Origin of the sequence: Alteripontixanthobacter muriae, assembly GCF_013336795.1 — a bacterium.
Taxonomy (GTDB): domain Bacteria; phylum Pseudomonadota; class Alphaproteobacteria; order Sphingomonadales; family Sphingomonadaceae; genus Pseudopontixanthobacter; species Pseudopontixanthobacter muriae.
This window is the reverse complement of record NZ_JAAFZT010000012.1, coordinates 21,614-35,066: the sequence shown is the minus strand read 5'-3', so window position 1 is coordinate 35,066 and position 13,453 is coordinate 21,614. Positions and strand designations below refer to the sequence as shown.

Sequence of the window (13,453 nt, the reverse complement as noted above, 5' to 3'; positions counted from 1 at the left end):
ACCCTACATGCCCCGCAGTTCGGATCGCAGCGCGGCGAGGCATACACACCGAACATCCAGGCGCAATGCGATGCGGATCTGGTGGCGCGAGATCGACAGGGTGCTGCTCGCCCTCGTTCTCATTCTGATGGTCATCGGAACGGCGGCAGTGGCTGCGGCTTCGCCCGCCAGTGCCCGGCGCCTATCCACATCGGACACCACGCTGCCAGATCTGTTCTTCTACTGGGCGCATCTGCGCTGGCAACTGCTCGGCCTCGCCGTGATGATCGGCGCATCCATGCTGTCGCGTTGCGCGGCCCGGCGGCTCGGCATCGTTCTTGCCGGAGCGATGATTGCCCTGCTGGTGCTGGTTCCCTTCATTGGAACGGAAGTGAACGGCGCGCGGCGCTGGATCAATCTGGGCGTCGGGTTCCAGCCATCCGAATTCCTGAAACCGGCATTCGCGATTGCACTCGCCTGGATCCTGTCGTGGCAGCTAAAGGACCGGAACCTGCCGGTCATGTGGGTCATCAGCGGCCTCATGGGCGTGGTCGGCGGCTTGTTGATGATGCAGCCCAACCTTGGCGACACGATGCTGTTCGCCGGGGTGTGGTTCGTGATGCTCCTGTTATCGGGCGTGTCGCTCAGCCTGATCGGCGTACTTTCGGCAGCAGGCGCCGCAGCCTTGACGGCGACCTACTTCCTTTACGACAATGCGAGGCATCGCATCGACGATTTCCTCGGCGGCGGAACCGCATTCGACCAGGTCGATCTGGCGGAACGCACCCTGCTTGCGGGGGGCTGGACCGGCAGCGGCTTCTGGCTTGGGGTCCGGAAGATGAACCTGCCGGAAGCGCACACCGACTATATTTTCTCCGTCATCGGCGAAGAATTCGGGCTGATCGTCTGCGCGATTATCGTGATCCTGTATCTCGCCATCATCTTTCGCGTGCTGACGCGCCTCGTGGATGAAGAGGATCTGTTCACCGTTCTTGCCGCTGCTGGCCTTGCCGCGCAGGTCGGCGGCCAGGCCTTCATCAACATGCTGGTGAATTTGCAGCTTTTCCCGTCCAAGGGCATGACCTTGCCGCTGGTAAGCTATGGCGGATCGTCCACTATCGCGGTATGTCTGGGCGTCGGCCTGCTCCTGGCCATCACGAGGCGCAATCCCTTTCTGAGGCGCGATACGCCGGGGCTGGGCGCGCTGATGACCCGTAGATCGGCCAGCGGAGGGCCACGGACATGACCGGCCAGCTACCCGGTTCGAATCGCCATTTCGTTCTTGCCGCCGGTGGTACGGGCGGGCACCTGCTGCCTGCTTTCGCCTTGGCTGCGGAACTGGAGGCGCGCGGCCACCATGTCGCGTTGATTACCGACAGCAGGGGCGCCGAGATTCCCGGCAAACCCGATTTCCTGCCTGCTCATGTGCTGCCAGCCGGCCGTTTCGGCAAGAACCCGCTGCAGTGGCTGCGCGGCGCACGCTCGGTGATGCAGGGACGGAACATGGCGCTACGACTGTTCGAAACCTTTCAGCCGAGCGCCGTCGTTGGCTTCGGCGGATATCCATCCCTGCCCGCGCTGCTCGCCGCGGAAAAGGCCGGCATACCCAGCATCGTGCATGAACAGAATGCCGTTCTGGGGCGTGTAAATCGGCTCTTTGCCGGCAAGGTCGCCGCGATCGCCACTGCCTATCCCGAAATCGAGCGCCTGAAGCCTGGGCACGCAGGCAAGGCGCATCTCGTCGGCAATCCGGTCCGCGCCGAGGTTCTGGCCCTGCGGGACGAACCCTATCCCGCTTTCACGCAGGACAGCCCGTTGCGGGTGCTGGTGACGGGCGGCAGCCAAGGCGCGCGCATTCTTTCGGAGGTGGTTCCCGACGGGCTGGCCATGCTGGCGCCCGCCTTGCGCGCGAGGCTGCAGGTTACGCAGCAATGCCGTCCGGAAGACATCGGAGCCGTTCGCGAACGCTATCTCGCCCACGACATACCCGCCGAGCTGGGCACCTATTTTGAAGATATGCAGGCAAGACTGGCCGACACCCACATCTTTATCGGACGGGCGGGCGCTTCAACGATTGCGGAACTGACAGCGGTGGGCCGACCTGCGATACTCATCCCGCTGCCGATCGCCACCGACGATCACCAGGCTGCGAACACGCGCGAGATGGTGTCGAAGGGCGGCGCGCGGGCGATCCGCCAGCAGCGCTTTACGGCGAAAGAACTGGCGAAGCAGATCAACGCACTGGCGCATTATCCCGAAAGCCTGGCGACAGCCGCGCATGGCGCCTGGAACTGCGGACGTCCCGAGGCGACGGAGGATCTGGCCGATCTGGTGGAAAGCTTTGGCGGAGCCGACATGATGGACGTGATCCGCGTAAAGCCCGGTCAGGCGCAAGGCGCGAAACGACGGGCTGATACAGCACGGCAGGGGGCCGGATCGTGAAAGGCGTCGCAGCCGACATCGGCACGATACATTTCGTCGGGATCGGCGGCATCGGCATGTCCGGCATTGCCGAGGTCATGCATAACCTCGGTTACAGCATCCAGGGCTCCGACATTTCGGAAGGGCCGAGCGTCGAGCGCCTGCGCGCGCGCGGAGTAAGGGTTTCTATTGGGCATGCGCCTGAGAACGTCGCCGATGCGGCCGTCATCGTGACCTCTACCGCGGTGAAGCGGACCAACCCCGAAGTCGTGGCAGCGCTCGAAAACCGCATTCCCGTAGTCCGCCGGGCCGAAATGCTTGCCGAACTGATGCGGCTGAAGCGCACGGTTGCGGTGGCAGGCACACATGGGAAGACGACAACCACCAGCATGATCGCGGCGCTGCTTGATGCCGGAGGTATTGATCCGACGGTCATCAACGGCGGGATCATCAACCAATATGGCTCCAACGCTCGCCTTGGCGACAGCGAGTGGATGGTAGTCGAGGCGGATGAGAGCGATGGCAGTTTTCTCCGCCTGGATGGGCAGATCGCCGTGGTCACCAATATCGATCCCGAGCATCTCGACCACTATGGTGATTTCGATACCGTGAAGGACGCATTCGTCGAATTCATCGAAAATGTACCGTTCTACGGCGCGGCGATCCTGTGCATCGATCATCCCGAGGTGCAGAACATCATCCCCAAGATCCGGGACCGACGCGTGATTACCTACGGGTTTTCAGCGCAGGCGGATCTGCGGGGCGAGAACATCCGTCCGGACGATGCCGGCAACATCTTCGACGCCGTGTTGCGCGAAAGGGACGGCTCGCTGCGCCGTATCGAGAACATCCGCTTGCCGATGCCGGGCAGGCATAATGTGCAGAACGCCCTGGCGGCGGTGGCTGTGGCGCTGGAGATGGGCTGCGGCACCGACATCATCTGCAATGGTTTCGGGCAATTCGACGGCGTGAAGCGGCGCTTCACAAAAGTAGGGGAAGTTGCGGCCGACAGCAGCAAGGCTGTCATTATCGATGATTATGCCCACCACCCGGTGGAAATACGCGCCGTGCTATCCGCTGCGCGAGAGGCTGCTGCATCGGGCCGGACGCCGGGCCGCGTAATCGCGGTAATGCAGCCGCATCGCTATTCGCGCCTCGGCGATCTGATGGACGACTTCCAGACGGCGTTCAATGATGCCGACATCGTCTATGTCACACCTGTCTATGCCGCCGGGGAAGATCCGGTCGAAGGTGTCAGCGCCGAAGCGCTCGTGTCCGGCCTGAAGGACCGCGGACACCGTATGGCGCGCACCATCGAAGAAATGGATGAACTGGCTGCAAGCCTTGCCGAAACGGTGCAGGGCGGCGATATCGTTGTCTGCCTCGGTGCCGGGGACATTACTCGCTGGGCGGCCGAACTTGCCGACGCCATCCAAAGGCACCAGGCATGAGCCGGCCGATGCAGGATGACCGCCAACCCGAACCGCCGGTCTGGATGAATGGGATCAAAGGAGAACTGACCCCGAACGCGCCGCTCGCCAAGCTGGTCTGGTTCAAGTCCGGCGGATCGGCGGACTGGCTGTTCGAACCTGCAGACGTGGACGATTTGCGCCTGTTCCTCACCCGGCTGGAAGGGCAACTGCCGGTCATGGCTTTGGGGCTGGGGTCCAACCTCATCATCCGCGACGGCGGCGTTCCGGGCGTGGTCGTCCGCCTTGGCAAACCTTTCGCGCAGGTGGAAGTAGGCGAAGAATGCATGGTCAGTTGCGGGGGCGGAGCGGCCGGCATCCTTGTCGCATCCAATGCGCGTGACGCGGGCGTGGCCGGCCTGGAATTCCTGCGCGGCATTCCGGGGACGGTCGGTGGCTTCGTGCGCATGAACGGCGGTGCCTATGGCCGCGAAGTGGCAGATATTCTCGTGGATTGCGATGTCGTCATGCCGGAGGGGGAGTGCCACACGCTGCCTGCGGACGATCTGCGCTATTCCTACCGGCACTCCGCTCTGCCTGAGGGGGCAATCATCACGGCGGCACGCTTCCGCGGCCATCCTGGCGATCCGGAGGAGATCGGTGCCGAGATGGACCGTATCGCGCAGGCGCGGGAGGAAAGCCAGCCGCTACGCACCAAGACAGGTGGCTCGACCTTCAAGAACCCGCCCGAGGGCAAGGCATGGCAGATGGTGGACAAGGCTGGCTGCCGCGGTCTTACTCTGGGCGGCGCACAGGTCAGCGAAAAACATGCGAATTTCCTGATCAACACAGGCAATGCGAGCAGCAGCGATATAGAAGGCCTCGGCGAATCGGTGCGCAATCAGGTTCGCGAAAAACTGGGCGTCGCGCTCGAATGGGAAATCCAGCGGGTGGGACGGCCCTGAACATGACAGGCATGGAACTTTCATCATGACGACACTCGCGAAGCAGCATGTCTGCGTCCTGATGGGCGGCTGGGCGAACGAGCGCGAAGTGTCGCTGATGAGCGGCAATGGCGTGGCCGACGCGCTGGAAGAACGCGGCCATCGCGTCACCCGCCTCGACATGGGCCGCGACGTTGCCGCCCGGATCGCCGAAGCATCGCCGGATGTCGTCTTCAATGCATTGCACGGCGTTCCCGGAGAAGACGGTACGGTGCAGGGCATGCTCGACTTGATGGGCATTCCCTATACCCATTCGGGGCTCGCGACATCGGTGATCGCGATCGACAAGGAACTGACCAAGCAGGCGCTGGTCCCCCACGGCGTTCCGATGCCGGGTGGCCGCGTGGTCAAAAGTGCCGATTTGCACGACTCCGACCCGCTGCCGCGTCCCTATGTGCTGAAGCCCGTCAACGAAGGTTCCAGCGTCGGCGTCGCTATCGTGACCGATGACGGGCGCTATCCTGATCCGATCCCCAGCGATGCCGAAGGGCCTTGGCAGCAGTTCGAGACCCTGCTTGCCGAACCCTTCATAAGAGGCCGCGAATTGACGACTGCCGTCATCGACGGCCCGGATGGTCCGCGCGCGCTGGCCGTCACGGAATTGAAGCCGAAGGCGGGTTTCTACGACTTCGCCGCCAAATACACCGATGGCATGACCGAACATGTCTGCCCCGCCCAGCTGCCAGACGAGATCACGGCTTTGTGCCTGCAATATGCCACCCAGGCGCACCGGCTGCTGGGTTGCCGGGGCACCAGCCGCACCGATTTCCGATGGGATGACGAACAGGGCGAGGACGGTCTGTTCGTGCTGGAAACAAATACTCAGCCCGGCATGACACCGCTCAGCCTCGTGCCGGAACAGGCGCTGCTCTGCGGCATGAGCTATGCCGATCTGGTTGAGGCGATCGTCGCCGAAGCGCTGCGGTTCCATTCCGCGAGAGATGGCGAAGGCCGCCGCGATGGCTGAACGCATCAAGCGCAAGGGCAAGGGGGTCAGGCGCGCCGCTGCGGCATCCAGCCGCGCCGCCAATGCACGCCGCGCCAAGGCGACGACCGGCAGTGCGATGGACGCCGTGATGCAGGTGCTGCCCTTCACCGAAGACCAGCTGCACCGCGTTTTCCTTGCCGTGATCCTCGGCGCGGCCGTGGCGCTTGCCTGGTTCGTGGCCAACCTCGCCGGTGTGCCCGCCATGGCGACGCAGCAGATTGCCCGCGTGGCGGGGGATGCGGGGTTCGAGGTGCGCCGCGTGCAGGTCAGCGGCGTCGATCGCATGAATGAACTCAAGGTCTATGAGCGCGCGCTGGGCGAGCGCGACCGGCCGATGCCGCTCGTCGACCTCGATGCCGTGCGCCTTCAGATGCTCGATCTCAGCTGGGTAAAGGATGCCCGCATCTCGCGGCAGCTTCCCGATACGCTGGTGGTGGATATCGTCGAACGCAAGCCGCATGCGGTGCTTGCCCGGGCGGACCGGATGATGCTGATTGATCCGACTGGGGCGGAGCTGGAATCGATCTCTGCCGAACAGAGCAAGGGCATGCTGGTCATTTCCGGCCCCGGTGCCCAGCGGCAGGTGGGCCCGCTGACGGATCTGCTCAATGCCGCACCTGCATTGAAATCGCGCGTCAGCCATGCCGAATGGATCGGCAACCGGCGCTGGAACCTGACCTTCTCGACCAACCAGGTGCTGGCTCTGCCGCAGGGGGAAGACGCTTCGTCGAAGGCGCTGATCTCCTTCGCCCGCATGGACGGGACACGCCGGTTCCTGGGCGGGCAGATCGCCACGTTTGACATGCGCGTGCCCGACCGCATCTATGGCCGCATACCCGGCAGGGCGAAAGAAATGCTCGAAAGCCGGGAAAATCCCTGATGGGCACACCGCGTATCAGCAGGGTCTTCGGGGCCGTAAACATCGGTTCCTTCCGCATCTCGGCCATGATCATGGGCGTCTCGGAGACGGGCGACCTCGTGGTGCTGGGTTCGGGCCACCGTGCCAGCGAAGGGATCAAGAGGGGCTATGTCACCGACATGGCGGCCGCGACCCACGCCATCCGGGACGCGGTTGAACGGGCAGAACGCAATGCCGGAACCAGCATCAGCAGCGTCTGGGTCGGCTGTTCGGGCGCAGGACTCGCCAGCCAGATCGCCAAGGTCGAGGTCGATATCGGTGGGCGGCGGATCGAGGAGGAGGATATCGAGCATCTTCTTCTCGCCGCACGGGACAATATCCAGCCCGACGGCCGCGAGGTCCTGCATGCGCAGCCCGCTCATTACACGCTGGACGGGGTGCATGGCGTGGCCAGCCCCAAAGGGCTGCATGCCGAACGGTTGGGCGTCGATATTCACGTGATGCTGGCAGACGGCGCGCCGGTCCGCAATCTGCTGGAAGCGGTGCAAAGCGCTCATCTTGGCGTGGAAGCCGTTGTTGCAGCACCGATCGCGACCGGGCACGCCTGCCTGACGCCTGAGGAACGCGAATTGGGCGTCGCTCTGATCGAGATCGGCGGAGAGGTGACCAACGTATCGGTCCATGCAGGCGGCATGCTGCTGGGACTTACGGCCATACCGACAGGTTCCGGCGACATTACCGATGCGATCGCCAGCGCGTTCGGCATCCGCCGCTCACAGGCCGAACGGCTGAAATGCGTCGCGGGATCGGCAATTGCGAGCCCTACCGATCACCGTGAAATGGTGTCGGTAAATGGCCCGGGCGACGGGCAGCCCGGCGATGCGAACGCGATGGCGCGCGGGGCGGATGACGCTAACCGCATCCCGCGCGCAGAACTGGTCTCGGTCGTTACGCAGCAATTGTCGGGCCTTACCGATCAGATCGGGCGCAGCCTCAAGGCCATGGGGTTCACAGGTGCGAAAGGCGGACAGGTCGTGCTGACTGGCGGCGGTGCGGAACTGGCCGGCTTTGCCGAGTTTGCGCAAGGAGCGCTTGGCCGCCCGGTGCGGATCGGCCGGCCACCTGCCCTTCGCGGCCTGCCAGAAGCCCATTCGGCACCGGGCTTTTCGACGCTCGCCGGGCTTTGCCTGTACGCATCGGAAGATCCGGTCGACATCCGTACGCTGGGCGACCGTGATACGCAGACGACGCGCTACACCGGCATGAAGCTGATCGGGCGCGTCGCACGCGCAGTGCGGGAATATTTCTGATGCTTCGCTGTTCCATGCGCCAGCATCGGTTAACCACTGTGGACAACGCGTTGCAGCCCGTGCAAATTTGGTGCGAACGTGCCAGAACGCCGACGCCGACGCGTCGAATGTCCAGGTCTAGAACACACATCGCTGAATTTCCCCGGAGGGAAGCTGAACAATGAGCATCAATATCGGACCCGCTGCCGTAGACGACATGCGTCCCAAGATCACCGTTATCGGGGTCGGCGGCGCGGGCGGCAATGCCATCGCCAACATGATTCAGGCCGAGATCGAGGGCGTCGAATTCATCGTCGCGAACACCGATGCGCAGGCATTGACCAACGCCGTTGCGGAACAGCGGATCCAGCTTGGCCCCGACATCACCGGCGGGCTGGGCGCAGGCGCTCGTCCGGAAGTGGGCAAGGCGGCGGCCGAAGAAACCGTGGGCGACATCGAGGATGCGCTCGAAGGCGTGAACATGTGCTTCATCGCGGCGGGCATGGGCGGCGGCACCGGCACCGGCGCGGCTCCTGTCATCGCGGAAGCGGCGCGGCGCAAAGGTGTGCTGACCGTCGGCGTCGTCACCAAGCCGTTCCTGTTCGAGGGCACTCGCCGCATGCGCGCAGCAGAGGCCGGCATCGACGAATTGCAGAAGCATGTCGACACGCTGATCGTCATTCCGAACCAGAATCTGTTCCTGGTCGCCAAGGCCGAAACTACCTTCAAGGAAGCGTTCCAGCTTGCCGACGAAGTGCTGCAGCAGGGCGTCCGCTCCATCACCGATCTGATGGTGATGCCAGGCCTCATCAACCTCGACTTCGCCGACGTTCGTTCGGTGATGGAGGAGATGGGCAAGGCGATGATGGGTACCGGCGAAGGCGAGGGCGAGAACCGTGCGCTCGAGGCAGCCGAACGAGCCATTGCCAACCCCCTGCTCGACGGTGTGAGCATGGCAGGCGCCAAGGGTGTGATCATCTCCATCATCGGCGGCGAAGACATGAAGCTGCTGGAGGTGGACGAAGCGGCTAATCACATCCGCGAACTGGTCGACGAAGACGCCAACATCATCTGGGGCTCGGCGTTCAATCCCGACCTCGACGGCAAGATTCGTGTGTCCGTGGTAGCGACCGGCATCGAGCAGACGGGCGACCGTTCCGCTGCTCCGACTGCCTCGAGCGAAAACCGCAACTTCTCACTGGGCGCGTCCCGCGCTCCCAAGCGTCCGGTGCTGGAGCTTCCCGCCGAGGATGAAGAAGTTCCAGCCGAGGAGCCAGCGATCTATAGCGATGCGGACGATAGCGCTTATTACGGCTCCGGCCAGCCGCAGGGCGATCAGGACGACGAAGAGTACGCCGAAGACGAAGATGACGTCGATGATATTGTCGATCCGCTCGCCGGTCTTCGCAATGCTTCGGACGATGAGGATGACGGTCGCCTCGCCAATCCTGCCGACAGCAGCGGTGTGGGCGTGGTCGGATCGGCGGGAGGAAGCCGCGACGATGACGAACCGCTTGACCTGACCGTTGACGAAGAAGCGGAAGGCAACGATCTGGCCGATGCGCGCCGCAGCCAGAATGATCTTCTTCTGAATGCCGACAGGCTTGCAGAAGAGGACCGGCCGGTCGAGGCGAAAAGCCCGGGCCGCCGCCGCGGTCTCGTGTCCAGCGATGGTGACGAGCAGCCTGCAAAGGCACCGCGTGCAGGTGCGGGCGGCGGCAGCACGCTGTTCGAGCGGATGGCCAATCTGTCACGGGGTTCAGATTCGAGCAGGGACGATGACGATGATGACGATGATGCGTCTTCGCTCAGCATTCCGCGCTTCCTCGGGCGTCAGAACAACCAGTGATCGCATGACCGGCGGAAGGTCTCAGCTTTCCGCCGGCGCGCCGCGCTTCGGCATCCTGTTCCGTGCAGGTTAAGGCTGTAATGGCACCCTGCGCCCTCTTCGATGGAGAGCACGGCTGATGACCATGCAGGAGCAGATAATACAGTTTTACCTGATCTCGACCGCCAGAATGAAGTCGCCGACAAGCGAGATCGCCGGGCGGATCGCCGTAGCCCTGATGGCAGGCGGCGCAATTGTCTTGCCGGCAGCACCCGCCGCAGCGCAGACCGTGTCGCGCCCCGTGGTACAGTCGCTGCCGTCCCCTGCAGTTGCCGATTTGCAGACTGCCCTGCGTCGGCTTGCCCGCGATACGCGCGATCTCGACGCCTTGATCGATGCAGGAACGGCTTCGCTGCAATTAGGCGATATCGATGCGGCCATAGGCTTTTTTGGGCGGGCCGAAGATCTGTCGCCCGGCAATCCGCGAATAAAGGTTGGGCTGGCGGGTGCTTTCCTGAGGTCGGATCGCCCGCTGGAGGCGCTGCGCCTGTTCTCCGAAGCGGAAGCTGCCGGTGCATCCACGGCTGCACTCGCCGGTGACCGCGGCCTTGCCTACGACCTCGTCGGGGACAATGTGAGCGCACAGGCGCAGTATCGCAGCGCGATAAGCAGCGGCGGTGATGCCGAAATGCAGCGGAGACTCGCCCTCAGCCAGGCTATAGCGGGAAATCGCGAAGGGTTCGAGCAGACGCTTCTGCCGCTGCTGAACAATCGTGACTTCGGCGCCTACCGGGTTCGGGCTTTCGGCCTCGCCATATTGGGCGATGAAGAGGAAGCCGTCGCAATTGCCGAGGCGGTGATGCCTGGGCACCTGTCGGACAAGATCGTCCCTTACCTGCGCTATATGCCGCGCCTGACGCGCGCGCAGCAGGCCGCGGCAGGCAATCTCGGCATCTTCCCGCGAGCGGCGCAGATCGGCCGCGACGATCCCCGTATCGCGCAATATTCTGCCAACGCTGCGCTCTCTGCATTGACGCCCACTCAGAACACCGTGCAATCGATCGGCAGCGGTTCGCGTCTGGCGCCTTCCGGACCGCCGCTCGGCGGGTCTTCTGCGCGGACCGCTCCGGCGACCGAACCAAACCCCGGCCAAGCGACTACGCGCAGGGTCTCGCGTTCAGCCAATGCTAGCGCGGGCTCGCAGGCGCCGCGCGACGATGCGGAAGCCAGACGGCGCGCCCGTATCGCTGCTCGCCAGGCGCGGTCGAATCGGCGATCCGCGTCAGACCCTCTGTCCCGCGCTTCAGGTACGGGTCGCACGTCGCCGCCGGTGCAGAAGCCGGTGCAGACTGCCTCACCGGCTCCGGCGCAGGTGCCTGCCGCGCAGCTTGCCGGCGTGCGGATCGAAGTTCCTGAACCGGCTGTGCAGAACACGAGCAGCGGTGTCGCAACGGCCACTGGCGAACTACCTGCATTGGTAACCAATCAGGCAGGGACACCCACGCCACTCCAGGACACTGCTTTGGTGCAGTCACAAGCTGCCCGCCCGGTGATAGCGCTTGCCGAACCTGCGGCGGAAAATGTGCCGAGCCCATCGGATACGACCGCCGCAGCCATGCCGGTCATTGTCGCCAGCGCAGGACCTGCCGCCACAGCATCGGGCAGAGCGACCTCCGCTCCAGACCTGCCCGAACCGGCCAGTGTCGAAGATGCTTTCGCGGCTTTCGCGCTCACTCCTGTTGCGGCGCCTGTCGGCGGCATCGACATCACGGCGATCGATCCCCCGCGCGAAATACGGCGGGCTGAACCGCGCCCGGCGGCGCCTGTGGCAGAGACTCCGCCGCCTCCCGCTCATCCCAGTCGCATCTGGGTGCAGGTGGCGACCGGGCGCGATCGCGATGCTCTGGCTTTCGACTGGCGCCGGATCAGCCGAAAGGCCGGCGATCTGCTGGCGGACCAGAAGGGCCATCTCGCGGAATGGAACGATGCGAACCGGCTCCTCGCTGGGCCGCTGGCTTCACGCTCTGCCGCGCAGGAACTGGTGACCGCGCTTAAGGCGGAAGATGTCGACAGCTTTGTGTTCACCAGCCGCGCGGGCGAGGTCGTCGAGCCGCTCGGCTGAGCGATACCTGCTGGGGGAACCTGGCTTGTGCACAGGCTTTGAACAGGACAGCCGACTTGTCCCCAGAAGCAGCGGGGGGGCAGTATTGCGCCGGATCGATGGTAAGATGCATCCCGTTGGCATGAGACGAATGGAACATTGCCCGTGATGACCGATATAGAAGATACCGCCCCTCGGGGCGAAGATGCCGCGCCGGTCGACATGCTGTCGGCCCTGTTCGAAGCGCGCGGATGGGCATTCGATGCGCTGAGTGACGAGGAAATGTCCGGCGAGATCCAAGGCGCATGGACGAAGTACCAGATGCGCGCGATCTGGCGCAGCGAAGACAATGTTCTGCAATTGCTTTGCATGCCGGAAATCCGCGTATCCGATGCCCGCCTGCATGCGGCGCACGAGTTGCTGGCGCTGGTGAACGAGCAGGTATGGCTCGGCCATTTCGACGTTTGGTCCGCGGGCGGAATCGTCGCCTATCGCCATGCCACGATGCTGGGTGATGACGGATTGCTCAGCGTCGGACAGGCGCAGGCGCTGGTCGAAACCGCCGTTTCGGAATGCGACCGGTTCTATCCGGCGTTCCAGTTCGTGCTGTGGGGCGACAAGACACCGCAAGAGGCGCTGGAAAGTACGATGATCGATGCGATGGGCGAAGCCTGAAAGTGGCCGGCGGCTCGGTGCCGAACCCGTTTGGCCATGTGCTGATCGCAGGCTTCGGCACGATGACTCAGGCGATGCTGACTGGCTGGCTGCGCGCGGGCTACGCCCCCGGAACGTTCTCGGTCTACAATCCCCGTCGCAAGCCTGTCCCCGAAGGCGTGTCGATAATGACCGAATGGCCCAGGCAAGCGCCGGGTGCCGTGGTCCTGGGCTTCAAGCCGCAACTGCTTCGCGCGCTTGCTGCCGAAATGCGCCCGGTGGTCACGCGGGGCACGGCGGTGCTGTCCATCCTTGGCGGCATAGGTCTGGGCCAGCTGCATGGAGCATTTCCGCAGGCTGGTTCCGTCGTGCGGTTCATGCCCAATCTTGCTGTTTCGCTAAACCTGACGCCCATCCTGCTGGCGGGCGAGGTGGAGGCCGACACAAGGGCGCAGGTTACCGCCTTTGCCGATGCTCTCGGCAGTGCGGAATGGATTGCGGAAGAGGCCGATTACGATGCCGCGACAGCCCTGGCAGGTTCCGGCCCGGCATTTGTCTATCGCATGATCGACGGCTTCTCGGAGGCTGGCGCGCGGCTCGGGCTGGAGCCTGAATTGTCCGCACGATTGGCGCTGGGCATGGTTCAAGGCGCCGCCGCTCTCGCGGCCGAGGCGGATCGCCCGCCTGCAGAGTTGGCGGATGCGGTTGCCAGCCCTAACGGCATGACGCGGCGCGGCCTCGACGTGCTGGACGAGCGCGATGCGCTTGTCGAATTGCTGACGAAGACCTTGCGCGCAACCCGCGACAGGGGCGGGGAAATGGCTGCGCAAGCCGCTGCCGAGGGTTAATGCGAAATCCGTTCGCGCGCGCCGGTTTTCCTTGAATTGCGCGGCAATAATGCCGATATTGCGGACATACCGG

Annotated in this window: 11 protein-coding genes; all 11 read left to right on the top strand. The window is 64.1% G+C overall.

The window, feature by feature from the left end:
* The first annotated feature begins 70 nt into the window (after positions 1-70).
* The 11 genes from G7A66_RS03565 to G7A66_RS03515 all read left to right on the top strand — a co-directional run bounded on the left by G7A66_RS03565 (position 71) and on the right by G7A66_RS03515 (position 13,380).
* The gene (locus G7A66_RS03565) at positions 71-1,225 is read left to right on the top strand and encodes an FtsW/RodA/SpoVE family cell cycle protein (RefSeq protein WP_408609234.1); all 1,155 of its coding nucleotides are present in this window, start codon (positions 71-73) and stop codon (positions 1,223-1,225) included.
* Positions 1,222-2,421: an undecaprenyldiphospho-muramoylpentapeptide beta-N-acetylglucosaminyltransferase gene (gene murG / locus G7A66_RS03560; RefSeq protein WP_174294338.1), complete on the top strand. Its 1,200-nt coding sequence runs from the start codon at positions 1,222-1,224 to the stop codon at positions 2,419-2,421. Before G7A66_RS03565 ends, murG begins: the two co-directional genes overlap by 4 nt.
* On the top strand, positions 2,418-3,851 hold the full coding sequence (gene murC / locus G7A66_RS03555) for a UDP-N-acetylmuramate--L-alanine ligase (protein WP_174294337.1): 1,434 nt from the start codon (positions 2,418-2,420) through the stop codon (positions 3,849-3,851). The genes murG and murC overlap by 4 nt, the downstream gene beginning before the upstream one ends.
* Positions 3,848-4,774: a UDP-N-acetylmuramate dehydrogenase gene (murB, locus tag G7A66_RS03550; RefSeq protein WP_232366619.1), complete on the top strand. Its 927-nt coding sequence runs from the start codon at positions 3,848-3,850 to the stop codon at positions 4,772-4,774. The genes murC and murB overlap by 4 nt, the downstream gene beginning before the upstream one ends.
* A 25-nt stretch (positions 4,775-4,799) precedes the next feature.
* Positions 4,800-5,780 (top strand): D-alanine--D-alanine ligase, encoded by a 981-nt coding sequence (locus G7A66_RS03545; protein WP_174294336.1) that lies wholly within the window; start codon positions 4,800-4,802, stop codon positions 5,778-5,780.
* A complete protein-coding gene (locus G7A66_RS03540; RefSeq protein WP_174294335.1) occupies positions 5,773-6,681 on the top strand; it encodes a cell division protein FtsQ/DivIB in 909 nt (302 codons plus the stop codon). The genes G7A66_RS03545 and G7A66_RS03540 overlap by 8 nt, the downstream gene beginning before the upstream one ends.
* Positions 6,681-7,970: a cell division protein FtsA gene (gene ftsA / locus G7A66_RS03535; RefSeq protein ID WP_174294334.1), complete on the top strand. Its 1,290-nt coding sequence runs from the start codon at positions 6,681-6,683 to the stop codon at positions 7,968-7,970. The genes G7A66_RS03540 and ftsA overlap by 1 nt, the downstream gene beginning before the upstream one ends.
* Before the next feature lie 160 nt (positions 7,971-8,130).
* The gene (gene ftsZ, locus G7A66_RS03530; RefSeq protein WP_174294333.1) at positions 8,131-9,798 is read left to right on the top strand and encodes a cell division protein FtsZ; all 1,668 of its coding nucleotides are present in this window, start codon (positions 8,131-8,133) and stop codon (positions 9,796-9,798) included.
* A 169-nt stretch (positions 9,799-9,967) separates the two neighbouring features.
* Entirely contained in the window at positions 9,968-11,899 is a 1,932-nt protein-coding gene (locus tag G7A66_RS03525) for a tetratricopeptide repeat protein (protein WP_206675051.1), read from the top strand.
* 147 nt (positions 11,900-12,046) lie between these two features.
* Positions 12,047-12,553 (top strand): type III secretion system chaperone family protein, encoded by a 507-nt coding sequence (locus G7A66_RS03520; protein WP_174294331.1) that lies wholly within the window; start codon positions 12,047-12,049, stop codon positions 12,551-12,553.
* 17 nt (positions 12,554-12,570) lie between these two features.
* Positions 12,571-13,380 (top strand): pyrroline-5-carboxylate reductase family protein, encoded by an 810-nt coding sequence (locus tag G7A66_RS03515; RefSeq protein ID WP_332310479.1) that lies wholly within the window; start codon positions 12,571-12,573, stop codon positions 13,378-13,380.
* Positions 13,381-13,453: the final 73 nt, after the last annotated feature.

What these genes read in the sequence shown, in the direction of transcription:
- G7A66_RS03520 (WP_174294331.1), top strand. Translation starts at nt 12,047, where the DNA reads ATGACCGATATAGAAGATACCGCCCCTCGGGGCGAAGATGCCGCGCCG.
- G7A66_RS03540 (WP_174294335.1), top strand. Translation starts at nt 5,773, where the DNA reads ATGGCTGAACGCATCAAGCGCAAGGGCAAGGGGGTCAGGCGCGCCGCT.
- G7A66_RS03525 (WP_206675051.1), top strand. Translation starts at nt 9,968, where the DNA reads ATGAAGTCGCCGACAAGCGAGATCGCCGGGCGGATCGCCGTAGCCCTG.
- G7A66_RS03545 (WP_174294336.1), top strand. Translation starts at nt 4,800, where the DNA reads ATGACGACACTCGCGAAGCAGCATGTCTGCGTCCTGATGGGCGGCTGG.
- murB (WP_232366619.1), top strand. Translation starts at nt 3,848, where the DNA reads ATGAGCCGGCCGATGCAGGATGACCGCCAACCCGAACCGCCGGTCTGG.
- G7A66_RS03565 (WP_408609234.1), top strand. Translation starts at nt 71, where the DNA reads ATGCGGATCTGGTGGCGCGAGATCGACAGGGTGCTGCTCGCCCTCGTT.
- murG (WP_174294338.1), top strand. Translation starts at nt 1,222, where the DNA reads ATGACCGGCCAGCTACCCGGTTCGAATCGCCATTTCGTTCTTGCCGCC.
- ftsA (WP_174294334.1), top strand. Translation starts at nt 6,681, where the DNA reads ATGGGCACACCGCGTATCAGCAGGGTCTTCGGGGCCGTAAACATCGGT.
- ftsZ (WP_174294333.1), top strand. Translation starts at nt 8,131, where the DNA reads ATGAGCATCAATATCGGACCCGCTGCCGTAGACGACATGCGTCCCAAG.